Origin of the sequence: Streptomyces alanosinicus (assembly GCF_014650595.1) — a bacterium.
In the GTDB taxonomy this organism is placed as follows: domain Bacteria; phylum Actinomycetota; class Actinomycetes; order Streptomycetales; family Streptomycetaceae; genus Streptomyces; species Streptomyces alanosinicus.
This window is the reverse complement of sequence record NZ_BMVG01000014.1, coordinates 160578-185352: the sequence shown is the minus strand read 5'-3', so window position 1 is coordinate 185352 and position 24775 is coordinate 160578. Positions and strand designations below refer to the sequence as shown.

General features: G+C 70.9%; 25 protein-coding genes, 5 tRNA genes and 1 pseudogene. 20 read left to right on the top strand and 11 right to left on the bottom strand.

The annotated features are described in order from the left end of the window. The 4 genes and pseudogenes from IE277_RS26605 to IE277_RS26590 all read right to left on the bottom strand — a co-directional run. Positions 1 to 91: pseudogene (locus IE277_RS26605) on the bottom strand (ATP-binding protein); the annotation flags it as partial. Further along, entirely contained in the window at positions 72 to 470 is a 399-nt protein-coding gene (locus IE277_RS26600; RefSeq protein WP_009190816.1) for a DUF742 domain-containing protein, read from the bottom strand. The pseudogene IE277_RS26605 and the gene IE277_RS26600, both read right to left, overlap by 20 nt. 112 nt (positions 471 to 582) lie before the next feature. Continuing rightward, complete coding sequence (locus IE277_RS26595; RefSeq protein ID WP_005479910.1) at positions 583 to 996, bottom strand: roadblock/LC7 domain-containing protein; 414 nt, start codon at positions 994 to 996, stop codon at positions 583 to 585. A 9-nt stretch (positions 997 to 1005) separates the two neighbouring features. Continuing rightward, complete coding sequence (locus tag IE277_RS26590; protein ID WP_189956222.1) at positions 1006 to 4962, bottom strand: sensor histidine kinase; 3957 nt, start codon at positions 4960 to 4962, stop codon at positions 1006 to 1008. Positions 4963 to 5549: 587 nt separating this feature from the next. On the opposite strand from IE277_RS26590, the gene IE277_RS26585 reads away from it, so the two are divergent. The 9 genes from IE277_RS26585 (at position 5550) to IE277_RS26545 (ending at position 9882) form a co-directional block, all read left to right on the top strand. Beyond that, complete coding sequence (locus IE277_RS26585) at positions 5550 to 5744, top strand: hypothetical protein (protein ID WP_189956221.1); 195 nt, start codon at positions 5550 to 5552, stop codon at positions 5742 to 5744. A gap of 436 nt (positions 5745 to 6180) precedes the next feature. Continuing rightward, positions 6181 to 6966: a fumarylacetoacetate hydrolase family protein gene (locus IE277_RS26580; RefSeq protein ID WP_189956220.1), complete on the top strand. Its 786-nt coding sequence runs from the start codon at positions 6181 to 6183 to the stop codon at positions 6964 to 6966. After that, positions 6959 to 8443, top strand: a complete 1485-nt coding sequence (gltX, locus tag IE277_RS26575) for a glutamate--tRNA ligase (protein WP_189956219.1) — start codon at positions 6959 to 6961, stop codon at positions 8441 to 8443. Before IE277_RS26580 ends, gltX begins: the two co-directional genes overlap by 8 nt. 122 nt (positions 8444 to 8565) lie before the next feature. Continuing rightward, positions 8566 to 9297: an HAD family hydrolase gene (locus IE277_RS26570; protein ID WP_189956218.1), complete on the top strand. Its 732-nt coding sequence runs from the start codon at positions 8566 to 8568 to the stop codon at positions 9295 to 9297. A 90-nt stretch (positions 9298 to 9387) separates the two neighbouring features. Next, a tRNA-Gln gene (locus tag IE277_RS26565) sits at positions 9388 to 9459 on the top strand. A gap of 21 nt (positions 9460 to 9480) precedes the next feature. Then, positions 9481 to 9553: transfer RNA gene (locus IE277_RS26560), tRNA-Glu, on the top strand. Positions 9554 to 9615: 62 nt separating this feature from the next. Beyond that, positions 9616 to 9688, top strand: a tRNA-Glu gene (locus IE277_RS26555). A 21-nt stretch (positions 9689 to 9709) separates the two neighbouring features. Next, a tRNA-Gln gene (locus IE277_RS26550) sits at positions 9710 to 9781 on the top strand. Positions 9782 to 9809: 28 nt separating this feature from the next. Continuing rightward, positions 9810 to 9882, top strand: a tRNA-Glu gene (locus IE277_RS26545). A gap of 52 nt (positions 9883 to 9934) precedes the next feature. Here IE277_RS26545 and IE277_RS26540 read toward each other — a convergent pair. Further along, positions 9935 to 10579: a MerR family transcriptional regulator gene (locus IE277_RS26540; RefSeq protein ID WP_189956217.1), complete on the bottom strand. Its 645-nt coding sequence runs from the start codon at positions 10577 to 10579 to the stop codon at positions 9935 to 9937. An 84-nt stretch (positions 10580 to 10663) separates the two neighbouring features. Between IE277_RS26540 and IE277_RS26535 the strand changes: the two genes are divergently transcribed. Then, entirely contained in the window at positions 10664 to 11173 is a 510-nt protein-coding gene (locus IE277_RS26535; RefSeq protein WP_189956216.1) for a DUF4188 domain-containing protein, read from the top strand. Positions 11174 to 11273: 100 nt separating this feature from the next. Here IE277_RS26535 and ndgR read toward each other — a convergent pair whose 3' ends face one another. Next, positions 11274 to 11990 (bottom strand): IclR family transcriptional regulator NdgR, encoded by a 717-nt coding sequence (ndgR, locus tag IE277_RS26530; protein ID WP_009320373.1) that lies wholly within the window; start codon positions 11988 to 11990, stop codon positions 11274 to 11276. A gap of 202 nt (positions 11991 to 12192) precedes the next feature. Here ndgR and leuC point away from each other — a divergent pair, with 202 nt between their 5' ends. From leuC to IE277_RS26510, 4 genes are all read left to right on the top strand, one after another. Next, a complete protein-coding gene (leuC, locus tag IE277_RS26525; protein ID WP_189956215.1) occupies positions 12193 to 13617 on the top strand; it encodes a 3-isopropylmalate dehydratase large subunit in 1425 nt (474 codons plus the stop codon). Positions 13618 to 13623: 6 nt separating this feature from the next. Next, entirely contained in the window at positions 13624 to 14217 is a 594-nt protein-coding gene (gene leuD, locus IE277_RS26520) for a 3-isopropylmalate dehydratase small subunit (RefSeq protein WP_189956214.1), read from the top strand. Between the two features lie 265 nt (positions 14218 to 14482). Continuing rightward, positions 14483 to 14713, top strand: coding sequence for an SCO5555 family protein (locus IE277_RS26515; RefSeq protein WP_189956213.1), 231 nt, complete (start codon positions 14483 to 14485; stop codon positions 14711 to 14713). A gap of 136 nt (positions 14714 to 14849) precedes the next feature. Beyond that, positions 14850 to 15503, top strand: coding sequence for an HU family DNA-binding protein (locus IE277_RS26510; RefSeq protein ID WP_189956212.1), 654 nt, complete (start codon positions 14850 to 14852; stop codon positions 15501 to 15503). Between the two features lie 97 nt (positions 15504 to 15600). Here the strand turns inward: IE277_RS26510 and IE277_RS26505 are convergent, their stop codons facing one another. Beyond that, on the bottom strand, positions 15601 to 15804 hold the full coding sequence (locus IE277_RS26505) for a hypothetical protein (protein ID WP_189956211.1): 204 nt from the start codon (positions 15802 to 15804) through the stop codon (positions 15601 to 15603). Positions 15805 to 15948: 144 nt separating this feature from the next. Further along, complete coding sequence (gene cofC / locus IE277_RS26500) at positions 15949 to 16587, bottom strand: 2-phospho-L-lactate guanylyltransferase (protein WP_189956210.1); 639 nt, start codon at positions 16585 to 16587, stop codon at positions 15949 to 15951. A 151-nt stretch (positions 16588 to 16738) separates the two neighbouring features. On the opposite strand from cofC, the gene IE277_RS26495 reads away from it, so the two are divergent. The 3 genes from IE277_RS26495 to IE277_RS26485 are packed head-to-tail and all read left to right on the top strand — an operon-like array spanning position 16739 to position 19733. After that, positions 16739 to 17509, top strand: coding sequence for a lysophospholipid acyltransferase family protein (locus tag IE277_RS26495; RefSeq protein WP_189956209.1), 771 nt, complete (start codon positions 16739 to 16741; stop codon positions 17507 to 17509). Next, entirely contained in the window at positions 17506 to 18516 is a 1011-nt protein-coding gene (locus IE277_RS26490) for an NAD(P)H-dependent glycerol-3-phosphate dehydrogenase (protein WP_189956208.1), read from the top strand. Before IE277_RS26495 ends, IE277_RS26490 begins: the two co-directional genes overlap by 4 nt. A 59-nt stretch (positions 18517 to 18575) precedes the next feature. Next, a complete protein-coding gene (locus IE277_RS26485) occupies positions 18576 to 19733 on the top strand; it encodes a D-alanine--D-alanine ligase family protein (protein ID WP_189956207.1) in 1158 nt (385 codons plus the stop codon). 38 nt (positions 19734 to 19771) lie between these two features. Here the strand turns inward: IE277_RS26485 and IE277_RS26480 are convergent, their stop codons facing one another. Both IE277_RS26480 and IE277_RS26475 read right to left on the bottom strand, forming a co-directional pair. Beyond that, positions 19772 to 20290 carry a DUF3515 domain-containing protein gene (locus IE277_RS26480; RefSeq protein ID WP_189956206.1) on the bottom strand — a complete coding sequence of 173 codons (519 nt, stop codon included), beginning with the start codon at positions 20288 to 20290 and terminating at the stop codon, positions 19772 to 19774. Between the two features lie 20 nt (positions 20291 to 20310). Then, complete coding sequence (locus tag IE277_RS26475) at positions 20311 to 20544, bottom strand: Lrp/AsnC family transcriptional regulator (RefSeq protein WP_019889749.1); 234 nt, start codon at positions 20542 to 20544, stop codon at positions 20311 to 20313. Positions 20545 to 20749: 205 nt separating this feature from the next. Between IE277_RS26475 and IE277_RS26470 the strand changes: the two genes are divergently transcribed. After that, positions 20750 to 21715, top strand: a complete 966-nt coding sequence (locus IE277_RS26470; RefSeq protein WP_189956205.1) for a thiamine-phosphate kinase — start codon at positions 20750 to 20752, stop codon at positions 21713 to 21715. Then, positions 21712 to 22497 carry a bifunctional hydroxymethylpyrimidine kinase/phosphomethylpyrimidine kinase gene (thiD, locus tag IE277_RS26465; RefSeq protein ID WP_189956204.1) on the top strand — a complete coding sequence of 262 codons (786 nt, stop codon included), beginning with the start codon at positions 21712 to 21714 and terminating at the stop codon, positions 22495 to 22497. The genes IE277_RS26470 and thiD overlap by 4 nt, the downstream gene beginning before the upstream one ends. A gap of 109 nt (positions 22498 to 22606) precedes the next feature. Here thiD and rpmB read toward each other — a convergent pair whose 3' ends face one another. Next, positions 22607 to 22792, bottom strand: a complete 186-nt coding sequence (gene rpmB, locus IE277_RS26460; RefSeq protein ID WP_004924906.1) for a 50S ribosomal protein L28 — start codon at positions 22790 to 22792, stop codon at positions 22607 to 22609. A gap of 265 nt (positions 22793 to 23057) precedes the next feature. On the opposite strand from rpmB, the gene fakA reads away from it, so the two are divergent. After that, positions 23058 to 24758 carry a DAK2 domain-containing protein gene (fakA, locus tag IE277_RS26455; protein ID WP_189956232.1) on the top strand — a complete coding sequence of 567 codons (1701 nt, stop codon included), beginning with the start codon at positions 23058 to 23060 and terminating at the stop codon, positions 24756 to 24758. Positions 24759 to 24775: the final 17 nt, after the last annotated feature.

The following is a 24775-nucleotide window of genomic DNA, read 5'->3' as shown; positions in this document are numbered from 1 at the left end:
CGAACGTGGTCTTGCCCACGCCGAAGCCGCCCGCCACCACGATCTTCGCGGAAGTGGTGGCCCGGCCCGCGTCAGAGCTTGCGAAGTCCACTGAGCACCCTTTCGAGCAGCGTCACGTCCGGAGCGCCGCCGTTGTTCTCGTCGCCACCGGGCTGGTGGATGGCGACCAGGCCGGCCTCGGCGAGGTCGGCCACCAGGATCCGGGCCACTCCGAGCGGCATGGCCAGCAGCGCGGAGACCTCCGCGACCGACTTGACCTCACGGCACAGATGGCAGATCCGCTGGTGCTCCGGGAGCAGTCCCATGAGCGCCGCCGGGTCGGCGGTGGTGCTGATCAGGGCCTCTATCGCGAGCTGGTAGCGCGGCCGGGTCCGGCCGCCGGTCATCGCGTACGGACGGACCAGCGGCTGGTCGCCCTCGTCCCCGTACGGTTCCGCGTACGGATCGTGATGGGCGGTGGGCGGGGTCATGAATCCTCCGGGCGGGACAGCAAGTCGGTCGGTCATGCCGTCTGTCGAGGGCCGGTGGGGGGATTGTGTCGGCCGGACGGTGGTTTGGTGAGGTGGGTGGTGCCGGGGGCGGTCAGTGAAGAAGACTGCCTTGGAGTTCGGCGCGCAGATCCGGGGTGAGTACCGCCCCTGCGCGGTCGACGAGCAGTGCCATCTCGTAGCCGACGAGACCGATGTCGCACTCGGGGTGGGCCAGGACCGCGAGCGACGACCCGTCCGAGACGGACATCAGGAAGAGGAACCCGCGCTCCATCTCGACGACCGTCTGCGCCACATCGCCGCCCTCGAAGATCCGGGAGGCCCCGGCCGTCAACGAGGTCAGCCCGGAGGCGACGGCCGCCAGCTGGTCGGCGCGGTCCCGCGGGAAACCTTCGGACATCGCCAGCAGAAGGCCGTCGGCGGAGACCACCACCGTGTGCGACACCCCGGGGGTGTTGTCCACGAAGTTGGTGATCAACCAGTTCAGGTTCTGTGCCGCCTGGCTCATCGGACTCAACTAACGCTCCTGCTGGTGAGTGGGGCTCGGGTAGCTGCCGGTCTGGCCGCTGCCGGCCTGCCGGCCCTGAGCGATGCCCCGACGGAGATTGGTCAGCCGCCCGCGTACGTCGTCAGGCGCACGCGAGACCTGCGGACCGGCTTGGTGCTGTTGCTGCTGAGCCGTACCCGGGACGAGGTTCGCCCTGGGTACCCGGCGCGGCAGGCCGGACGTCGTGACACCGCCCGCCGCCGGCTGCCGGACGCGCTCGGCCTGCCGGACGAGTTCGTCGTTCGGCGAGGTGCGCCAGGAGCCGGTGGCCGGGCCGTTGCCGTTCGCGTTGTTGTTGCCGCCGACGCCGTTCTGGTTGCCGCCGTTGCCGTATTGATTGCCGCCGAGGCCGTTCTGGCCGCCGCCGGGGCCGCGCTGCGGAGCCGGGGCGGGTGCCTGCGGCTGCCGAGGCTGCGCCGGAGCGGGCGCGCCCTCCTGCGGACCGCCGTGGAACCAGTTGGTCTCCAGCGTGTCGTACAGCGGGGTACGGCCGTCGACCGGGCCGTCGGCCGGCGGCAGTGCCTCCGGCTCACGGTGCACCGGACGCTGCTGCGGGGCCTGTGGCCCACGGTGCGCGGGGCGCTGCTGCGGGGCCGGCGGGCGCGGGGCGCCGAAGTCGTCCCGGGCGGGCGGCTGCGGACGCTCGAACTGGCCGGTGTGCGCCGGGTCCGGGCGTCCGGGCAGGGCGTGCTGCCCGGTGGAGCCGCCGTCGTAGCCGCCGTCGAAGCCCTGCGGAGCGGGGAACTGGCCGGTGTTGTGGCCCGTGTTCCGCGGGGTGTCGTCCTGGCGCGGCGCTGCCGGCGTGCCGAAGACGTCGGAGCGGACGAACGCACCGGAGTCCTCCCGGCCACCGTCGGCGGGCTCGAACCGGCCGGGCAGCTGTGCGGCCTCGGGACGGGCGAACTGGTCCGTCTGACGCGGGTTCTCGGGACGCGTGAACTGGCCGGTCTGCTGCGGGTTGTCCGGGCGGGCGAACTGGCCCGTGGTCTGGGCGCCGCCCAGGCCGTCCGCGTCGGGACGCGGGAACTGGCCCGTGGCGGACGGATCCTGGTCGTCGAACCGGGGTATCGCCGGTATCTCCGCGGTCGAGCCCGGACCGTGCCGGTCGTCGACGCGCGGCATACGCGCGGTGTGCGCCGGGTCCTGCTCGTCGTGGCCGCGCGGGGTGTCCAGCGCGGCACGCGGCAGCGGGGCCTGGGGGTCGGCCCAGCCCGGGGTGCGCTGCTGGTCGGCGCCGCCGGGCAGCTCGGCCTGCGGGCCGCCGCGCGGCGGCAGCTGGGGCCGGCGGCCCCGCTCGGCGGCGCCGTCGGGCCGCCGCGGGCCACGGCCGCCGAAGGCGTCCTGCTGCGGGCCGCCCGGGTTCGCGGCCGTGAGGCCCTGCGGAGCGCCGGGCGCCTGAGCGCCGAAACCGCCCGCGCCGGCACCCGCGGGCTGCGGCCGGCCCTGCTGCGGGTCACCTGCGGCACCGGGACCGCCCTGGGGCCCACGCGCACCGCCCGGCGCACCGGGACGGCCGCCCTGGCCCGCGCCGGGCAGCGCGGCCCGGGGACCCTGGCCGGCGCCGACCTGGCCGCGCGGAGCGGGACCGGCGCCGAGCAGACCACCGCCGGCCGGGGCGCCGCCGAGGGCACCCCCGCCCGCGTTGCCGGTCTGCCGCCGGGCCGCGGCCGCACCCGCGGCGGCCTGCGCGGCGGCGGGGCCGCCGGTGCCACCGGGCATGCCCGGCTTGCCCGGAGCGGGCTTCTTGCCGCCCTGGGCCACGTCCACGGGCAGCATGACCAGCGCGGTCGTACCACCGGAGTCGGAGGGGCGCAGCTGGATGCGGATGCCGTGCCGCTGGGAGAGCCGGCCGACCACGAAGAGACCCATGCGGCGGGAGACCGAGACGTCCACGGTGGGCGGCGAGGCGAGTCGCTCGTTGATCGCCGCGAGGTCCTCGGGGGAGAGGCCGATACCGGTGTCGTGGATCTCGATCAGGACCCGGCCGTCGGGCAGCGCGTGACCGGTGACCTTGACCTTGGTCTGCGGCGAGGAGAACGACGTCGCGTTCTCCAGCAGCTCGGCGAGCAGGTGCACGAGGTCGTTGACGACGCGGCCCGCGACCTCGGTGGTGGGCACGGAGGCCAGCTCGATGCGCTCGTACTGCTCCACCTCGGACGCGGCGGCGCGCAGGACGTCGACCAGCGGGACCGGGCGGGTCCAGCGGCGGCCCGGCTCCTCACCGGCGAGGACGAGGAGGTTTTCGCCGTTACGGCGCATACGGGTGGCGAGGTGGTCCAGCTTGAACAGCGAGGACAGCTGGTCCGGGTCGGCCTCGCGGGACTCCAGTTCGGAGATGAGCGACAGCTGGCGCTGGATCAGACCCTGGGAGCGGCGCGAGAGGTTGGTGAACATCGCGTTGACGTTGCCCCGCAGCAGGGCCTGCTCGGCGGCGAGCCGGACCGCCTCGCGGTGCACGTCGTCGAAGGCCGCGGCCACCTGGCCGATCTCGTCCCGGGAGTGCACACCGACCGACTCCACGGAGGTGTCGACGTCCTGCGGGTCGGACTCCGACAGCTGCTTGACCAGCTCGGGCAGCCGGTCCTGGGCGACCTTGGTCGCGGTCTCCTGCAGCCGGCGCAGCGAGCGGATCATGGAGCGGGCGACGACGAACGCGCCGACCAGCGACACGCCGAGCACGAGCAGGATCAGCGCACCGGAGATGATGGCGTCACGCTGGGTGGCGCTCTTCAGCTCGCGGGCCTTCTGCTCCATGTCCTCGAGCAGCGTGTGCTCGATCTTCTTCATCTGCTCGATCTTGGTCGAGCTGTCGTCCACCCAGTCCTTGTACGACCGGGCGTTCAGGGTCTGGATGCCGTCGCGGGAGTCGAAGACGCGCTTGGCGTAGGTGTCCGCGGACTCGATCGTCGGGTTGCCCTCGTCGATCGGCTTGAGGAGTTCCTCGGCGTTGTTGCTCGCGTAGATCTTCCGGAAGATCGCGATTTCCGAGTTCTCGCTCTCGTAGGCCGACTGGCCGTACAGGCGGTCGTTCTCGGAGAGGTTGCCCTTGGTGGTGGTGGTCGCGGGCAGCGCGGCGGCGATCGTGGCGCGCTGTACGGAGGCGTACTCCTTGGCGGTGGAGAAGGCCGCCAGGGCGCGGGTGCGCGAGATCATCTCCGGGTTGCTGGACGCCTCGGCCATGTCCTGGGACAGGCCGATCAGCTGGGTGATCAGCCGGTGGTAGGACTCGATCGTCTGGGTCGAGTTGGCCTGGGACTTGTACGCCGTCTTGCGGATCTTGGCCAGGTCGTCCAGCTGGTTGGCGAGGCCGACCAGCGCGTCGCGGACGCCCTGGAGGTTGCCGCCCTTGCTGGCCGAGTCGATCTGCTCGGAGGCGTTGAGGAAGTTCTCGCGGGCCCGGTCGGTCTTCTCCTCGTAGCCCTTGACCGTGTAGTCGTTGGCGCTCAGGCCGTGCGCGAGGGGACCGGCGGACTGGTCGCGCTCCTCCTGGAGCGCGGCGGCCAGCTCGGTGGCCTGCTTGGTCATGTCCGTCAGCAGCTTCATGTTGTCGAGCTGCTGGATGTCCTTGACGTTCTGGTCGATGCGCAGCGCGCCGAGCGAGGTCGCCGCGACCACGGGCAGCGCGAGCAGCGACACCAGGCGCGTGGAGATGCGCCAGTTGCGCAGGGCCATGCGCGAACCGGGGCCGGTGGCGCCCTTCGCGGGCTTCACGGCCGGCGCGGGGGAGGCGCCGGAGTTGCCCGACCCGGTGGAGGCGGTCGGGGACGACACGCCGGGGCGTCCGCTGCGCGGACCGCCGTCACCGGACGCGGCCGGACCCGGGTTCTGGGCGTGCTGGGGCGAGGAGCTGCCCTTCACGGGGCCAGTCCCGTTGTGCGACTCCGGCTCCGCCGAAGCGCTGCCATCCCTCTTGAAACGTCCCTGCACTAGCGTCGCAACCTCTGGACCAGGCGCCCCTCCGCGCGAACGGAGGGACACGGTGTCGGCGTTGTGGAGTGCGCCCTGAAAACGCCCTCCGTTGGTCTGGAGTGACCGGCGCTGGTTCTCCCCTGTCTCGCCGCCACACGACGCTGCGTCGCGCCCCCTGTGCGCCGGCTCGATACCCGCGGCGGTCCGTGGAATTCCAGCACAGTGCCGGATCTCCAACAAGGGCCGTGAGCCGAGCTGTGACCTCCGTGACAGGTTGTGAGCGCCATGTCACCAGCCGTGGAAGCCGATCCTGAACATATCGGGCGTATCTCTGCGATTCATTGCCCGGTGTCGGGTGTCTGAGTCGCCATGATCAGGAGCGGAATGATGGCTTCAGTGGGTCAATGTCCGTTTCGTGTGGGCACATTGCGAGTCAGATTTGACCGAATTGTCTGCGAGGTCGTGAGCAAACTCACACATAGATCGTGGGCAGTTGGCGTCATCGGCGGGGAATCGGATGTTTAGCCTGACGCTTTACAACAGGGGTGACTCTGTAAACCCCGACTCGGCAAACCCCTTCGACCAGAGGCCACAGGACGACAACGGTGAAGACGACGATGATGTTCCACAAGATCGCCAACCCGCGGCGCACGACTCTGGCGCACCTTGAGGACGCCGGTGAGCTGCAGACGGCCGAGCTGCCGGAGCACTCCCTCGACCTCCCGGCCCACACCGCCAACCCCCGGCGCACGATCCTGGTGGACGTCCCGGTGGGCGCGGCGGCCCCGGCCGGAGAGTAGCCGATCACCTGTTCCGCTGAATTCCGGGGTGCGGCGCATGCCGGAATTCCCCGGACCGCATTTCCGGGCGCCTCGATCGATCAAGCGCCTCGGTGATCGTGCGAATGATCAAGTGCCTCGGTGATCGTGCGGAACACTCCGGGATCACGCGAAGATCACGCGAAACAGGCCGGCGGCAGCGCTCCCACGGCCGCCGGCGCGCCGCACGGCCCGGGGCGCCGCCCTCCGGGACACGAGCCGCACACCGCGAACCGGAATTCCGGCCCGCCCCATTCCCGCACCGCTTCGCGCACGGGTCCGCGCACCGGCTTCCCGCCCCGGCTTCCCGCCCCGGAAAAGCGGCGCGGCCGCGTCGCACCGGCCGAACGCCGGGCGGTCCGACCGGTTAACCTGGGGCGTCAGTACGCCGGTTCTCAGTAAGGGGCGCAAGGATCCCGTGCGCATCGCCAGGTTCTCCATCGACGGGAACGTCGCCTTCGGCGCGGTCGAGGGCGACAAGCAGGACGAACTCGTCCTCGACATCATCAAGGGCATCCCGTTCGCCGACCACGAGCTCTCCGGTACGAAGGTGCCGCTGAACAAGGTCAGGCTGCTCCCGCCGGTCCTGCCCAACAAGGTCGTGGCGTTCGGGCGCAACTACTCCGAGCACGCGCGCGAGCTGGGCAACGAGGTGCCCGAGGCACCGTTCGCCTTCTTCAAGCCGTCCACCTCGGTGATCGGCCCCGGCGACGACATCCAGTACCCGCCGTTCTCCGAGGAACTGCACCACGAGGCCGAGCTGGCCGTGGTCATCGGCCGGATGTGCCGTGAGGTGCCGCGCGAGCGCGTCAAGGACGTGATCCTCGGCTACACCTGCGCCAACGACGTCACCGCCCGCGATGTGCAGAAGCGCGAGAAGCAGTGGGCCCGGGCCAAGGGCTTCGACACCTCCTGCCCGCTCGGCCCCTGGGTGGAGACGGACCTGGACCTCGCCCGCGCGAACGACCTGACCATCCAGTGCACGGTCAACGGCCTGCAGCGCCAACTCGGCCGCACCAGCGAGATGATCCACTCCATCGAGGACCTGGTCGTCAACATCTCCGAGGCCATGACCCTGCTCCCCGGCGATGTCATCCTCACCGGCACCCCCGCAGGGGTCGGCCCCCTGAACGTCGGCGACGAGGTCGCCGTCACCATCGAAGGCATCGGCACTCTCACCAACAAGGTTGTCAAGCGTGGCTAGCGCACCCGGCTCCCCCGTACGCGTTCGTTTCTGCCCCTCGCCCACCGGTAACCCCCATGTGGGCCTGGTCCGCACCGCCCTGTTCAACTGGGCGTTCGCCCGGCACCACCAGGGCACGCTGGTCTTCCGTATCGAGGACACCGACGCGGCCCGCGACTCCGAGGAGTCGTACCACCAGCTCCTCGACGCGATGAGCTGGCTCGGCTTCGACTGGGACGAGGGCCCCGAGGTCGGCGGGCCGCACGCGCCGTACCGGCAGTCGCAGCGCATGGACATCTACCGGGACGTCGCGCAGAAGCTGCTCGACGCCGGCCGCGCCTACCACTGCTACTGCTCCCAGGACGAGCTGGACACCCGCCGCGAGGCCGCCCGCGCCGCCGGCAAGCCCTCCGGCTACGACGGCCACTGCCGTGACCTGAGCGCCGAGCAGGTCGCGGAGTACCGGGCCCAGGGCCGCACCCCGATCGTCCGCTTCCGGATGCCGGACGAGACGATCACGTTCACGGACCTGGTCCGCGGCGAGCTGACCTTCACCCCGGAGAACGTGCCGGACTACGGCATCGTCCGCGCGAACGGCGCCCCGCTGTACACGCTGGTCAACCCGGTCGACGACGCCCTGATGGAGATCACCCACGTCCTGCGCGGCGAGGACCTGCTCTCCTCCACCCCGCGCCAGATCGCGCTGTACGCGGCGCTGGCCGAGCTGGGCATCGCCAAGCAGACCCCCGCCTTCGGCCATCTGCCGTACGTGATGGGCGAGGGCAACAAGAAGCTGTCCAAGCGCGACCCGCAGTCCTCCCTGAACCTCTACCGCGAGCAGGGCTTCCTACCCGAGGGCCTGCTCAACTACCTGTCTCTGCTGGGCTGGTCGCTCTCCGCGGACAAGGACATCTTCACGATCGAGGAGATGGTCGCCGCCTTCGACATCTCCGATGTGAACCCCAACCCGGCGCGCTTCGACCTGAAGAAGTGCGAGGCGATCAACGGCGACCACATCCGCATGCTGGATGTGAAGGAGTTCACCACGCGCTGTGCCCCCTGGCTGAAGGCCCCGTTCGCCCCCTGGGCGCCGGAGGACTTCGACGAGGCCAAGTGGGCCGCGATCGCCCCGCACGCCCAGACCCGCCTCAAGGTGCTCTCCGAGATCACCGACAACGTCGACTTCCTGTTCCTGGCGGAGCCGGTCTCCGACGAGGCGTCCTGGACGAAGGCCATGAAGGAGGGCTCCGACGCCCTGCTCCGCACGGCCCGCGAGAAGCTGGACTCCGCGGACTGGACCTCCGCCGAGTCCCTCAAGGAGGCCGTCCTGGCCGCCGGCGAGGCCCACGGCCTCAAGCTCGGCAAGGCCCAGGCCCCGGTCCGCGTCGCCGTCACCGGCCGCACCGTCGGCCTGCCGCTCTTCGAGTCCCTGGAAGTCCTGGGCAAGGAGAAGACGCTGGCCCGCATCGACGCGGCCCTGGCGAAGCTCACCGCGTAACCGATCACCGCACGTGAGGGGCGGCATCCGGATTCCCGGGTGCCGCCCCTCACGCTTGGCCGCGGGCGGTCGGGACCGCGGAAACCGGCGCGCCCACCCCGTCCCCGCGTTACCGTCGGATCATGAGCATCCGAGCCGTGGTCTGGGACATCGACGACACTCTCTTCGACTACACGACCGCGGATCGCGAGGGCATGCGTGCGCACCTGGGTGCGGAGGGCCTGCTGGGCGCGCACGACGGAGTGGAACAGGCCCTTCGGCGCTGGCGGGAGATCACCGATGCCCAGTGGGCCCGGTTCTCCTCCGGCGAGGTCGACTTCGTCACACAGCGCCGCGACCGCACGCGCGTCTTCACCGGCCGGAAGCTGACCGACGGCGAGGCCGACGCGTGGTTCGCGCGCTATCTCGTCCATTACGAGGCCGCCTGGAGCCTCTTCCCGGACGTCCTGCCCGCCCTGGAGGCCCTCTCCGTCAGCCACCGGCACGCGGTGCTGTCCAACTCCAGCCTCACGGTCCAGGAGCACAAGCTGCGCACCCTCGGCCTGCTCGACCGCTTCGAGACGGTGCTGTGCGCCGCCGAGCTGGGCGTCTCCAAGCCGGCGGCCGGCGCCTTCCTGGCCGCCTGCGAAGCGCTGGGCCTGCCCGCGCACGAGGTGGCGTACGTCGGCGACCATCCGGAGATCGACGGGCGGGGCGCGGCCGAGGCGGGCCTGCTGTCCGTGTGGATCGATCGCGGGACGGTCCCCGCGCAGGCCGCGCAGGAGGTGGCGGTGCACCGGATCTCGACCCTCGCCGAACTCCCCGCGCTCGTCCGCGCGGATACCCGTTTTGGAGCCCCGTCCACCTTCGGGTAATGTTCTTCCTGCGCCGAGGGGAGCGGGCCGGAAGGCCGGAACCCCACGGAGCACGCTAGAACTAGAACCCCGCAGGGTCTTGAGTTCCAGTGGCCTATGGTGTAATTGGCAGCACGACTGATTCTGGTTCAGTTAGTCTTGGTTCGAGTCCAGGTAGGCCAGCTCGCAGAGCTTATCTGCAAAGCCCCCGTTGTGTAGCGGCCTAGCACGCTGCCCTCTCAAGGCAGTAGCGCCGGTTCGAATCCGGTCGGGGGTACAGATCCTTCCCGCGAGGACGGCTCGGGTAGCTCCCACCGTCGTCGATGCAGGATCGCTAGGGCCCCCGTTGTGTAGCGGCCTAGCACGCCGCCCTCTCAAGGCGGTAGCGCCGGTTCGAATCCGGTCGGGGGTACGAACTGGTCTAAACCAACATTGGTCTATGGTGTAATTGGCAGCACGACTGATTCTGGTTCAGTTAGTCTTGGTTCGAGTCCAGGTAGACCAGCTCGGACCTGCGGAAACGCAGTGTCCACGCCCCCGTTGTGTAGCGGCCTAGCACGCCGCCCTCTCAAGGCGGTAGCGCCGGTTCGAATCCGGTCGGGGGTACAGGACTAGGCCCTTCGCTTCGGCGGAGGGCCTTCGTCGTGTGCGGCGCCGGCTACTCGAAGCCGTACCGCCGCGTCGTCTCCTCCTCCTGGGCGAGGCGGTGCAGCGCCTGCAGCACCGGCTCATTGAGGATCGCCCCCAGGATCGCGAACTCGATCCGCTCCGCCTCCGACGCATACGTCTCCATGTTGTCCACATCGAGGACGGCCGTCCGGTACATCAACTCGGCGTACGGCGCGAGCAGTTCGGCCCCGAAGTCGTAGCCGATCCGGCGGAACGCGGCCACCGCCACCACCAGCGAGCGGTAGGCCGGGGAGATGGTCGTCAGCTGCTTGGCGTTCTCCCAGCCCAGCTGGTCCAGGAGCTTGTCGACCTCCTGGTGCGCGACCTGGACGTACTCGTCGTCCTCATCCGGCTCCGGCACCTGTGGCAGCGCCCACAGCGCCGCGCCCAGACGGATCGAGCGGGGCAGGGAGTCGTCGTCGACATGCCCGAGCACCTCGCGCACCTTCGCCACCGGCACCCGGCCCACCTGGATCATCGCCCGCACCAGCCGCAGCCGCCCCAGGTGCTCCTCGTCGTACTCGGCCGTCGTGGCGTTGATCTGGCGGCCCGGGGGCAACAGGCCTTCGCGCAGGTAGTACTTGATCGTCGCGGTGGACACACCGCTGTGTCTGCTCAATTCGGCGAGCCGCATGTCTTGCGCCCCTTCTTGGATAACGGCACTATCTAAGCACGCACCGCTTGGATAGCTCCGCTCGCCAACAAGGGGGACGTGGTCATGGTGACCCGTACGACCGCTGACGCGAAGGGCGACGTCGTCGTCCTGTTGATCGGCATGCGCATCAACCGCTTCATGGCGGTGCGCCTGTGGGTGCCGGTGATGCTCGCGATGCTCCGCATGCTGAGGGATCTGCGCAAGGAGCCCGAGCGGGGCCTGCTCAGCCGCGTCCTGCTGACGGCCTCGCCGCGCACGTACTACGTCGTGCAGTACTGGGACTCCAAGGAGAAGCTGTACGCCTACGCGACCGCGCCGGAGGCCTTCCACCACAAGGCCTGGGCGCGCCTCAACCGCATGGAGCGGGCCGGGAAGCTGCGCGGGCAGGTCGGCATATGGCACGAGGCGTATGTCGTGCCCGAGGGGTCGTACGAGGCGATCTACGGCGACATGCCCGCGTTCGGGCTGGCCGCGGCGCACGGACAGATCCCGCTGGAGAGGCGGGGCCGGTACGCGAAGGACCGGTTCGCCTATCGGTCCGAGCGGGCTCAGGAGGCCGAGAGGGCCGGCTGACCAGGGGGGTATCGGGGGACCGGGGGAGCGAGGAGGGCCTGCCGCGGCGTTGAGGCAGGCCCTCCTCGGCGTTCCCGGCGATGCCCGGGAGGGTGCGCGCTCAGCCCGAGCGGCGCAGCGCCTCCGACAGACGGGCGGCGGCGTCGATGACCGCCTGGGCGTGCATACGGCCGGGATGGCGCGTCAGGCGCTCGATCGGGCCGGACACGGACACCGCGGCCACCACGCGGTTGGAGGGGCCGCGCACGGGCGCGGAGACGGAGGCGACGCCGGGCTCGCGCTCGCCGATGGACTGGGCCCAGCCCCGCCGCCGTACGCCCGACAGGGCCGTCGCCGTGAAGCGGGCGCCCTGCAGGCCGCGGTGCAGCCGCTCGGGCTCCTCCCAGGCCATCAGGATCTGCGCCGAGGAGCCGGCCTTCATCGTCAGCGTGGAGCCGACCGGGACGGTGTCCCGAAGGCCGGACAGGCGTTCCGCCGCGGCCACACAGATCCGCATGTCACCCTGGCGACGGTAGAGCTGCGCACTCTCGCCGGTGACATCACGGAGGTGGGTGAGCACGGGGCCCGCCGTCGCGAGCAGGCGGTCCTCGCCGGCCGCCGCCGCCAGCTCCGCGAGGCGCGGACCGAGGATGAAACGGCCCTGCATGTCGCGTGCCACCATGCGGTGGTGTTCCAAAGCCACGGCCAGGCGGTGAGCCGTGGGTCGTGCCAGTCCGGTCGCGCCGACCAGACCCGCGAGGGTGGCCGGACCGGACTCCAGAGCGCTCAGGACGAGGGCCGCCTTGTCCAGAACGCCGACGCCGCTACTGTTGTCCATGCAACGATACTCACGTCTCACTCTGTGAAACGCAAGTTCAATTTTCCGTGGAACGCGCCACCCTGGAATCACACAGCGGCCCACAGACCAAGAGGGCCGGGTGCTGGGCGCCCACGGACACCGGTACATCAGGAACCAGGGCGTCGCTTCCTCAAGATCTCTAGTTGTGTCGGCGTGACCGTGGCCGGCCGGAGGGAAAGCGATGGGTAGGACACTCGCGGAGAAGGTCTGGGACGACCATGTCGTCCGGCGCGCCGAGGGCGAGCCCGACCTCCTCTTCATCGATCTGCACCTGCTGCACGAGGTGACCAGCCCGCAGGCTTTCGACGGCCTGCGGCAGAACGGCCGCCCGGTGCGCCGCCTCGACCTCACCATCGCCACCGAGGATCACAACACCCCGACCCTCGACATCGACAAGCCCATCGCGGACCCGGTCTCCCGGGCCCAGCTGGAGACGCTGCGCAAGAACTGCGCCGAGTTCGGGGTGCGGCTGCACCCGCTGGGCGATGTCGAGCAGGGCGTCGTACACGTCGTCGGTCCGCAGCTGGGCCTGACCCAGCCCGGTACGACCGTGGTCTGCGGCGACTCGCACACCTCCACGCACGGCGCCTTCGGCGCGCTGGCGTTCGGCATCGGCACCTCGCAGGTCGAGCACGTCCTGGCCACCCAGACGCTGCCGCTGGCCCGTCCGAAGACCATGGCGATCACCGTCGAGGGCGAGCTGCCCGAGGGCGTCACCGCCAAGGACCTGATCCTGGCGATCATCGCGAAGATCGGCACCGGCGGCGGCCAGGGCTACATCCTGGAGTACCGCGGCTCCGCCATCGAGAAGCTCTCGATGGAGGCCCGGATGACCATCTGCAACATGTCGATCGAGGCCGGTGCCCGCGCGGGCATGATCGCCCCCGACGAGACCACCTTCGACTACCTCAAGGGCCGCCCGCACGCCCCCGAGGGCGAGGACTGGGACGCCGCGGTCGCGTACTGGAGGACGCTGAGGACGGACGCGGACGCCGAGTTCGACGCCGAGGTCGTCATCAAGGCCGACGAGCTGTCCCCGTTCGTCACCTGGGGCACCAACCCCGGCCAGGGCGCGCCGCTTTCGGCGTCCGTCCCCGACCCGGCTTCGTACGAAGACGCTTCGGAGCGCCTCGCCGCCGAAAAGGCCCTGGAATACATGGGGTTGGCGGCCGGCCAGCCGCTGCGCTCCATCAACGTGGACACCGTCTTCGTAGGTTCCTGCACCAACGGCCGCATCGAGGACCTGCGGGCCGCCGCCGAGCTCCTCAAGGGCCGCAAAGTCGCCGACGGCGTACGGATGCTGGTCGTCCCGGGCTCCGCGCGGGTCGGTCTGCAGGCCGTCTCCGAGGGCCTGGACGTGGTCTTCAAGGAGGCCGGCGCCGAATGGCGGCACGCGGGCTGCTCGATGTGTCTCGGCATGAACCCGGACCAGCTGGCCCCCGGTGAGCGCTCCGCGTCCACCTCCAACCGCAACTTCGAGGGCCGGCAGGGCAAGGGCGGCCGGACGCACCTGGTGTCGCCGCAGGTCGCGGCCGCCACCGCCGTGCTGGGCCATCTGGCCTCCCCGGCCGACCTGACCGACGTCCGTACGCCCGCTGGAGTCTGAGAAATCATGGAAGCCTTCACCACGCACACCGGCCGGGCCGTGCCGCTGCGCCGCAGCAACGTCGACACCGACCAGATCATCCCTGCTCACTGGCTCAAGAAGGTCACGCGGGACGGATTCGAGGACGGGCTGTTCGAGGCCTGGCGCAAGGACGAGACCTTCATCCTCAACCGCCCCGAGCGCCACGGCGCCACGGTCCTGGTCGCCGGCCCCGACTTCGGCACCGGCTCCTCCCGTGAGCACGCCGTCTGGGCGCTGCAGAACTACGGCTTCAAGACCGTGATCTCCTCCCGTTTCGCGGACATCTTCCGGGGCAACTCGCTGAAGAACGGCCTGCTCACGGTGGTTCTGGACCAGAAGGTCGTCGACGCGCTGTGGGAGCTGACCGAAGCCGACCCCACGGCTGAGATCACGGTGGACCTTCAGGCGCGTGAGGTGCGCGCCGAGGGCATCACCGCCTCCTTCGAGCTGGACGAGAACTCCCGCTGGCGGCTGCTGAACGGCCTGGACGACATCTCCATCACGCTCCAGAACGAGGCCGACATCGCCGCGTACGAGGCGAAGCGGCCCGCCCACAAGCCGCGCACCCTCCAGGCCTGATCCGGACCCCTCGGCGGAACGAGTTTCGGCCACGTCAACACCCCCGTCTGTACCCCCGATCGCCACGATCGGGGGTACAGCCGTATCTGCCCCTCTTTGGCTCCGCCCCCTTCTTGCGCGGTGTTCAAGTTCCCACGTTACGAAGGTGGTTGTCGGGGTACGTGAGTGCTGGGATCGCGGTCTCCGCAAGTGCCTGGAAGGCCATTTGAGGCGGCAGTTGCCCCCTGCGCAGGCGACAACTCGCCCCAGATGGCACAATCTGTGCATGGGACACGACGGCCAACTCCAGCTCTATACGGCGGTCGCGAACCAGCTGAAGGAAGCGCACGCAAGAGTGCGCGCACTGCAAGTCCCGGAGGGCGTACGGATGGCGCTGACCCGGAAGCTGCTGGTCATTACGGCCGCGGCCAAGCACGATCTCGCCGCTGCGGCAAGGCGGCTCGAGCGGTTCAACGCGGACCTCGACGAGGGTCGGATCCCTGACGAGGAGCACTGAACAGCCCGGGACCGCCGAGTCCGTTGCGGCACAAGGGTGATAAGCCCGTTTCGTGTTTGATTTGCGGTATATATCTGCCTAACGTGCGAAAAAGCTTGAACACTTTCGTTCTGGCGATGTCTCCGAAGGGGAAGACGTGAACAAGGCGCAGCTCGTAGAAGCGATTGCCGACAAGGTGGGCGGCCGTCAGCAGGCCGCCGAGGCTGTCGATCATGTCCTGGACGCCATCGTCCGCGCGGTCGTCGCGGGCGAGCGGGTCTCGGTCACCGGCTTCGGGTCCTTCGAGAAGGTGGACCGCCCCGCCCGCTACGCCCGCAACCCCCAGACGGGCGAGCGGGTTCGGGTCAAGAAGACCTCCGTGCCGCGCTTCCGCGCCGGTCAGGGCTTCAAGGACCTGGTGAGCGGCTCGAAGAAGCTGCCCCGCGGCGGCGAGGTCTCGGTCAAGAAGGCGCCGAAGGGCAGCCTGACCGGCGGCGCCGCGGCGACGGTCAAGAAGGCCGCCGCGAAGAAGGTCACGGCCAAGAAGGCGGCCGCGAAGAAGGCCACCGCCAAGAAGACGGTGGCGAAGAAGACCACGGCCGCCGCGAAGAAGACCACGGCGAAGAAGACGACCGCCAAGAAGACCACGGCGACCGCGAAGACCGCTGCCGCGAAGAAGGCCACCGCCAAGAAGGCGACCGCGAAGAAGGCTCCCGCGAAGAAGGTCACCGCGAAGAAGGCCCCGGCCAAGAAGTCGACGGCCCGCAAGACCACCGCGAAGAAGGCGACCGCCCGCAAGGCGACGTCGTAAGGCCGCCAGGGCACTCACGCGCCGGGCCGGACTCCCCTCGGGAGCCCGGCCCGCGGCGTGTTCGGGGCGGTGCGGGCGGCAGTGCCGGTAAGGGCGGTTACAGGGTCTGAAGGGTTACGAGGGTGATGCGCAGGGTGTCGCCCCGCCCCTCGGTCTCGATCCGCACGCGCTGGCCGGGGCGCAACAGCCTGAGGCCTCCGGCGGTGAAGGCGGCGGCGTCGTACGGCACCGGGGTGCCGTCGTCGAGGAGCACCTGGCCGCAGTGGGTGTCGGGGTCGTAGGTGTATGCGGTGGCCTGCATGACGGCCAGCCTAATGCTCGCCGGTTGCCGGGGATCTGCCGTGGGGGGCCTGGTCCGTCGCCGGGTGCGGATGCGCCGTGGCCGGTCGCGCAGTTCCCCGCGCCCCTAGGGGGTTGCAGTCCCGCCCGCGGCGGCCGCGTGCTCTCATGACCCCGGGATCAGCAATCCCGCCGATACCGCGGCCGTATACCGGCCCACTCCCAATGCCAATGCCGCCCGCAGATCGCCCCCGGTATCCACGTCCTGCCGTACCGAATCGACCCCCGTGAGCTCCAGTTCCCGCGCCCCGGAGGCGCGATGCCGGGACCGGGAATCGACGCCGAACTCCGGCCGCAATTCCCGGTCCGGCCCCGCGGCCAGCAACGTCGTGCCCAGCTGAGCGGCATCCGCGAGAAACGCCCGCGAGAACTCACCCGCCGAGCCCAGCACGACCGCCAGTTCCGCCGGGCGCAACGCCGGCAGATCGGCGTTCAGCGCCGCGATCGGTGTGCGCGGGCGCATTGCGCGTACGACGGCCGCGCCGTGCGCCAGAGCGGCGTTCAGGCCGTTCGCCGGGGCGTCCGGGACGATGCGGGCGCCGAGCGCCGCCAGCTCACGCGCGGCCAGCTCGTCGTCCGTGACCACCGCCACATCCGCCACCGCCGTACAGGCCACCGCCGCGGCCACCGTGTCCTGTGCGAACGCCAGCGCCAGCCCCGGCCGCACCGCGTCGGCCGCGGTGTCCGAGAGTCTGCTCTTGGCCCGGGACAGAGGCTTCAACGGGACGACCAAGCTCCATTGCACCGGCGCACCCCCTCTCTGGTCGCGATCATTGTCCCCCGGGTCATCTGGTGCCACGGGTGGCGGGCGTACGGTGTTCTCGACAGACCGGCGGCCCGGGGCGACACTTGTGCGGCCCCCCGCCGGGGCGACAGCCCTAGAGGAAGGTGTCCTTGTGCCCCGCCGCAGAATCGGCTTCTGGTACCGCTTCGCCGCGGTGCTCTGCAAACCGCCGCTGGTGGTTCTGGTCAAGCGGGACTGGCGTGGAATGGAGCATATTCCGGCCGAGGGCGGATTTATCACCGTGGTGAACCACAATTCCCATGTGGACCCCTTCGCGTACGCGCACTATCAGTACAACACCGGAAGGGTTCCGCGATTCCTGGCGAAGAGCGGGCTTTTCAAGAAGGGATTCGTCGGCGCCGCGATGCGCGGCACCGGGCAGATCCCCGTCTACCGCGAGTCCACGGACGCGCTGAGCGCCTTCCGGGCCGCTATCGACGCCGTGGAGCGCGGCGAGTGCGTCGCCTTCTACCCCGAGGGCACCCTGACCCGCGACCCGGACGGCTGGCCCATGACCGGCAAGACCGGCGCCGCCCGCGTGGCCCTGCAGACCAAGTGCCCGGTCATCCCGGTCGCCCAGTGGGGCGCCAACGAACTCCTGCCGCCGTACGCCAAGAAGCCGGACCTCTTCCCGCGCAAGACCCACCACGTGCTCGCGGGCCCGCCCGTGGACCTGTCGCGGTTCTACGGCAGGGAGATGACCCCGGAGCTGCTCAAGGAGGCCACGGAGGTCATCATGGCGGCCATCACCCGCCTGCTGGAGGACATCCGCGGCGAGAAGGCGCCCGAGACCGCCTACGACCCCCGCCGCGAGCGCATCGAACAGCGCCGCCGCACCCAGGCACAGACGCAGGGCAAGGAACCGGAGGGGCAGAGCAAGTGAGCAAGGCGGTTAAGGCGGCGGTCATGGGCACCGGCTCATGGGGCACCGCCTTCGGCATGGTGCTCGCCGACGCGGGCTGTGAAGTGACCCTGTGGGCCCGCCGCCCCGAGCTGGCCGAGGCCGTCAACTCCACGCGGACCAACCCCGACTACCTGCCCGGTGTCGAACTCCCCGAGAACCTCAAGGCGACCACGGACCCGGCGAAGGCCCTGCGGGAGGCGGACTTCACCGTTCTCGCCATCCCCTCCCAGACCCTGCGCGCCAACCTCGCCGAGTGGACCCCGCTGCTCGCCCCGGACACGGTGCTCGTCTCCCTGATGAAGGGCGTCGAACTCGGCTCCACCATGCGGATGAGCGAGGTCATCGACGACGTCGCCAAGGTCGGCGCGGACCGTATCGCGGTCGTCACCGGGCCCAACCTGGCCCGTGAGATCGCCGCCCGGATGCCCGCCGCCGCCGTCGTCGCCTGCACCGACGAGGCGGTCGCCCAGCGCCTGCAGGCCGCCTGCCACACGCCGTACTTCCGGCCGTACACGGAGACCGACGTGGTGGGCTGCGAGCTGGGCGGGGCGGTGAAGAACGTCATCGGGCTCGCCGTCGGCATCGCGGACGGCATGGGGCTCGGCGACAACGCCAAGGGCTCCCTCATCACCCGGGGCCTCGCCGAGACCGCGCGGCTCGGTGTCGCGATCGGCGCCGACCCGCTGACCTTCTCCGGACTCGCGGGCCTCGGCGACCTGGTGGCCACCTGCTCCTCGCCGCTGTCCCGCAACCACACCTTCGGCACCAACCTCGGCAAGGGCATGACCCTGGAGGAGACCATCGCCGTCACCAAGCAGACCGCCGAGGGCGTCAAGTCCTGCGAGTCGGTGGCGGATCTGGCCCGCCGGCACGGCGTCGACATGCCCATCACCGAGACGGTCGTGGACATCGTGCACGAGGGCAAGCCGCCGGTGGTCGCGCTCAAGGAGCTGATGTCGCGCAGCGCGAAGCCGGAGCGACGCTGAGCGACCCCGGCCCTCCAACGCTGTCTCAGGGACCTGCCTACGGGTACTCTCAACGCGATATGAGCACCGAGAACCTTCCCCAGAACCCTGAGCAGCCGCCGCGCAAGCCGCGCGTGGCCGTCGTGTTCGGCGGGCGCAGCTCCGAGCACGGGATCTCCATGGTCACCGCCGGCGCCGTGCTGAGCGCCATCGACCGGACCAAGTACGACGTGCTGCCGATCGGCATCACGCGGGAGGGCCGCTGGGTGCTCACCGCCGACGAGCCGGAGCGGATGGCCATCGCCGACCGCCGTCTGCCCGCCGTCGAGGAACTGGCCGAGTCCACCGACGGCGCCGTGGTGCTCCCCGTCGACCCCGCCAGCCGCGAGGTCGTCTACAGCGAGCCCGGCTCGGTGCCCAAGGCGCTCGGCGAGGTCGACGTGGTCTTCCCGGTGCTGCACGGCCCCTACGGCGAGGACGGCACCCTCCAGGGCATGCTGGAGCTGTCCGGGGTGCCGTACGTGGGCGCCGGTGTGCTCGCCTCGGCCGTCGGCCAGGACAAGGAGTACATGAAGCGGATCTTCACGTCCTACGGGCTGAAGGTCGGCCCCTACATGGTGATCCGGCCGCGCGAGTGGGAGCAGGACGAGTCCGCCGCCCGCAAGAAGATCATCGACCTGGCCGGTGAGCACGGCTGGCCGCTGTTCGTGAAGCCCGCGCGCGCGGGTTCGTCGATCGGCATCACCAAGGTCGACGACCTGTCCGGCCTGGACGAGGCGATCGCCACCGCGCAGGCGCACGACCCGAAGATCCTGGTGGAGGCCGCGGTGCGCGGCCGCGAGATCGAGTGCGGGGTGCTGGAGTTCGAGGACGGGCCGCGCGCCTCCGTGCCCGCCGAGATCCCGCCGCCGGACACGCACGCGTACTACGACTTCGAGGCCAAGTACATCGACTCCACGCCCGGTATCGTCCCGGCGCCGCTCACCGGGGAGCAGACCGCCGAGGTGCGCCGGCTCGCCGTCGAGGCGTTCGAGGCGGTCTCCTGCGAGGGCCTGGTCCGCGCCGACTTCTTCCTCGACGAGGACGGCGAGTTCGTGATCAACGAGATCAACACCCTGCCGGGCTTCACACCGATCTCGATGTACCCGCAGATGTGGCAGGCCAGCGGGGTCGGCTACCCCGAGCTGATCGACCGCCTGGTGCAGGCCGCGCTGCGCCGCTCGACCGGGCTCCGCTGAGCCCGTACCGGCAGCGCGGCACGGTCAGCGCGGCACGGTCAGCGCATGGAGGCGATCCCCCCGGGGATCGCCTTCTTCACGGGCGCCGCAAGCTGCGTGAGCACGGTCGTGCCCGCCTCCTGCGCGGACATCCCCTTGGGCAGGCTGACCTGCACATAGGCCACGCGACTCGCGGTGGTGAACCGCCAGGTGCCGTCGCCCTGCTTCTCCATCAGCCAGTCGACGCCGTTCACCCCGCCCGCGATGGCGTCCGGGTCATCGCCCTGGGCCACCTTGGGATCGATCATCTTGGGCGGCCGTACGACTCCGCAGCGCAGTATGATCGCCGGGTTTCCCCAGCCCGCCGTGTAGGCGGACCGGGGTTCGGGGTCGTTGCGGCCGTGTCCGTCGAGCGTGCGCGGCAGCACCCGGTGCAGAGCCCGGCACACCTTCGCCGTCTTCGCGTCGGGGCTGGGAACCGCCACCGCGGCGCTGTCGTCTGCTGATGAGCAGCCCGCGACCGCGATCAGCAGCGCGGGCGCGAGCAGGCCGAGGGGCCGGTGACGGAAGATGTCCACCGGCCAAGCGTAGACGGGGGCTACAGATGCACGACCGGACAGGTCAGGGTGCGGGTGATGCCTTCCACTTGCTGGACCTTGGCGACCACCATGCGACCGAGATCGTCGACCGTGTCGGCCTGGGCGCGCACGATGACATCGTACGGACCCGTCACGTCCTCGGCCTGGATCACACCAGGGATCTTGCTGATCGTCTCGGCGACGGTCGACGCCTTGCCGACCTCCGTCTGGATCAGGATGTACGCCTGTACCACGGAACCTCCAAGGCGGCCACGAGGATCATGTGGGGAAAAGGAACGCCACGGTATCGCGTCGCCGCTCCCCGCGGGGAGACCTGCGGGAACCGGGCTTGCGCGCCAGGGTGCAGGCACGACGGAAGTTGACGGTCACCTCGACCGTATCGGGGACACTGATGATGCGCGAGTGGGCACGGCAAGGCAGAGAAGGGGAGCAAGGGCAATGAAGGGCACTGTCGGTGAGCTAGGGGAGTTCGGGCTCATCAGGGAGCTCACCTCCCGTCTCACCACCACCCCGGCGGTCCGGATCGGTCCGGGCGACGACGCCGCGGTGATCGCCGCGCCCGACCGGCGGGTGGTGGCGAGCACCGACATCCTGCTGGAGGGGCGGCACTTCCGCCGCGACTGGTCCACGGCGTACGACGTCGGGCGCAAGGCCGCGGCGCAGAACCTCGCCGACATCGCCGCCATGGGAGCCGTGCCGACCGCCCTGCTGCTCGGCCTGGTCGTCCCGGCGGAACTCCCGGTGACCTGGCCCAGCGAGCTGATGGACGGCCTGCGCGACGAGTGCCAGGTCGCGGGCGCCTCGGTGGTGGGCGGGGACGTCGTACGCGGGGACACCATCATGGTGTCGATCACCGCGCTCGGCGATCTGCGCAACCAGGAGCCGGTCACGCGCGCGGGAGCCCAGCCCGGCGATCTGGTGGCCGTCACGGGCTGGCTGGGCTGGTCCGCGGCCGGGTACGCGGTCCTCTCCCGCGGCTTCCGCTCCCCGCGCGCCTTCGTCGAGGCCCACCGGCGCCCCGAGCCGCCGTACCACGCGGGTCCGGCGGCGGCCGCCCTGGGCGCGACGGCGATGTGCGACGTGAGCGACGGGCTGATCGCCGACCTCGGGCACATCGCCGAGGCCAGCAAGGTCCGCATCGACATCCGCTCCGGCGCGATCGACATCCCGACCCAGATGAACGACATCGGGCAGGCCGTCGGCGTCGACCCGCTGCAGTGGGTGCTCTCCGGGGGAGAGGATCACGCGATCGTCGCGACCTTCCCGTCGGACACCAAGCTCCCGGCCCGCTGGAAGGTCATCGGCGAGGTCCTCAACCCGTCCGCGCTGCCCCAGGTGACCGTCGACGGGGCGCCCTGGACCAGCAAGGGCGGCTGGGACCACTTCGGGGACATCGAGTCATGATCCCCCGGGTGCTCACGGTGGCCGGCTCGGACTCCGGCGGCGGCGCCGGTATCCAGGCCGACCTGAAGACGATGCTGGCGCTCGGTGTGCACGGGATGAGCGTGATCACGGCGGTGACCGCGCAGAACTCGCTGGGTGTGCAGGGCGCCTGGGAACTGCCCGTGGAGGCCGTGCGCGCCCAGTACCGCAGCGTCGTCGACGACATCGGCGTCCAGGCCGTGAAGACCGGCATGCTGGCCTCGGCGGAACTGGTCGAGGCGGTCGCCGAGTTGATCTCCGGCACGGACGCGTCGGCCGTGGTGGACCCGGTGGGTGTCTCCAAGCACGGCGACCCGCTGCTGGCCGCCTCCGCCCTGGACTCGGTCCGGACGAAGCTGCTGCCGGCGGCCACCGTGGCCACCCCGAACCTCGATGAAGTGGCCCAACTCACAGGTGTCCGGGTCGAGTCCGAGGACGATCTGCGACGGGCCGCGGCGGCCGTGCTGGAGTACGGGCCGCGCTGGGTGCTGATCAAGGGTGGGCATCTGCCCGGGGAGGCCGTGGACCTGCTCACGGACGGCCGGGACGAGTACCGCTACCGCGCGCCCCGCCACGACAACCGGCACACGCACGGCACGGGCTGCACGCTGGCCTCGGCGGTCGCGTCGGGGCTGGCCAAGGGCCAGAGCGTGCCGGAGGCCGTCACAGCGGCCAAGGAGTACGTCACGGGCGCGATCGCCGCCGGGTTCGCCCTGGGCGCGGGGATCGGCCCGGTGGACCACGGCTGGCGGTTCAGGGACTGATCCCGCGCGGGCAGGCGCGGCGCGTGGGTACGGCAAAAAGCCGGTCCACCCTGAGGTGGACCGGCTTTTTGCAGCGAACCAGCAGTGGCCGCGCGCTCAGCTGTTGGCGTCAGCGCGAGACCTTGCCGGCCTTGATGCACGAGGTGCAAGCGTTCACGCGCTTCGGCGTCCCGCCGACCACGGTACGCACACGCTGGATGTTCGGGTTCCAGCGACGGGGCGTACGGCGGTGCGAGTGCGAGATGTTGTTGCCGAAGCCCGGCCCCTTGCCGCAGACGTCGCAGTTGGCAGCCACGGGTCACTCCAAAGACTTCAGATGCACTTACGGTTGATCCCGGCTTGCCGGGATCGAGATCGTACGACCTGAGATCTGAATGGCGTTGCCAGGGGAATGGCCCGATCGGGATCGGGCAACCGGAGCAGCATACAACGACTGCGTCCGTACAACGAAACTACCATGGCAGCTCAGGGCCCGGCTCCCGGCTCCCGGCCCTCTTCCGGAGGACACCACCTTGGGGTCTACGCTGCGATCCACGTACGGCCGGCTCAGGGAGGCGCAGGTGGCGCAGGTGCCGCAGACATTTCTCGATGCTCTCGCGGTGCGCACCTGGTGCGGTCTGGCGCTCGCGGCGCTGGGCCGCGAGCGTGAGGAGATCGACGCGATCAACGTCTACCCGGTGGCCGACGGCGACACCGGAACGAATCTCTACCTCACCCTCGAATCGGCGGCCACGGCCGTGGAGGCGGTGTTCGCCGGGTACGGGACGGGCGCAGGGGAGCCGTCCCTCGCGGACGCCGTGCGCGCGATGGCCCACGGCGCGCTCATCGGGGCCCGCGGCAACTCCGGGACGATCCTGGCGCAGCTGCTGCGCGGCATGTCGCAGGTGCTCGCCGACGACACCGGGCGTGCGGCGTCCCCCTTCGGCGGCACGGAGCTGCGGGTGGCGCTGCGGCGGGCCGCGGACTCCGCCCGGCAGGCCGTGGCCCACCCCGTGGAGGGCACCGTGCTGACCGTCGCCTCGGCCGCCGCCGAGGCCGCCGAGGCGACCGAGGGCGACTGCGGGACGGTCGCGCGGGCGGCCTACGAGGGCGCCCTGGCGGCCCTGGCGGCCACTCCGGGCCAGCTGGCCGTGCTCGGCCGGGCAGGAGTGGTGGACGCGGGCGGCAGGGGGCTCGTGGCGGTGCTGGGGGCACTGGTGGAGGCGTTCACGGGCGAGGCGGTACGGGAGGCCCCGAGAGGCTCCGAGGCCGTTTCCGGCGGCCACGCGCGCGTGGAACACCTGACGGGTGCCGGGGCCGTGACCGACGCCGGTCTGTGTACCGACCGGGCCGAGGCCGACGGGCCCGCCTACGAGGTGATCTATCTCCTGGAGGCCGACGACGCGGCCGTGGCCCGGCTCCGGACCCGTCTCGACGCCCTCGGCGACTCCCTGGTCGTGGTCGGCGGCGACGGCCTGTGGAACGTCCATGTGCACGTCGACGACGCGGGCGCCGCCGTGGAGGCGGGCGTCGAGGCCGGACGGCCGTACCGGATCCGGATCAGCCACTTCGGGCTCGGGGACGTGCACACCGGGCGCGGGCGGCCGCCGCGCGAGCGCGTCCAGCGGGCCGTCGTCGCCGTCGTACCGGGGGAGGGCCTGGCCGGGCTGTACACCGAGGCGGGCGCCACCACCGTCCTCGCGCGCCCCGGGGAGCCGCCCGCCAGCGGCGAGCTGGTGCAGGCGGTACGGCGGGCCCACGCGCGCGAGGTCGTCCTGCTGCCCAACGACGCCGAGCTGCGCCACACGGCCGCCGCGGCCGCCGAGCAGGCCCGCGCCGAGGGCATCCGGGTGGCCCTGATCCCGACCCGCTCGGCGGTCCAGGGCATCGCCGCGCTCGCCGTGCACGAGCAGGAGCGCCGGTTCGACGAGGACGTCGTCCAGATGACCGCGGCGGCCGGCGCCACCCGGTACGCGGAGGTCGTCGTCGCCGAGCACCAGTCCTGGACGACGGCCGGCATCTGTCAGGCCGGGGACGTGCTCGGGCTGATCGACGGCGACGTGGCCGTGATCGGCCCGGACGTCACCGCCACCGCCGCGACCGTCCTGGACCGCATGCTCCAGGCCGGCGGCGAGCTGGTCACCCTCGTCGTCGGCGACGAGGCCCCCGAGACCATCGCCGAGCATCTGCAGGCACGCGTGCGGGAGTCCTACCTCGCCGTGGACACGACGGTGTACCGGGGCGGCCGCCAGGGGACACTGCTGCTCATCGGCGTGGAATGACCCGGCCCCACGCCTGC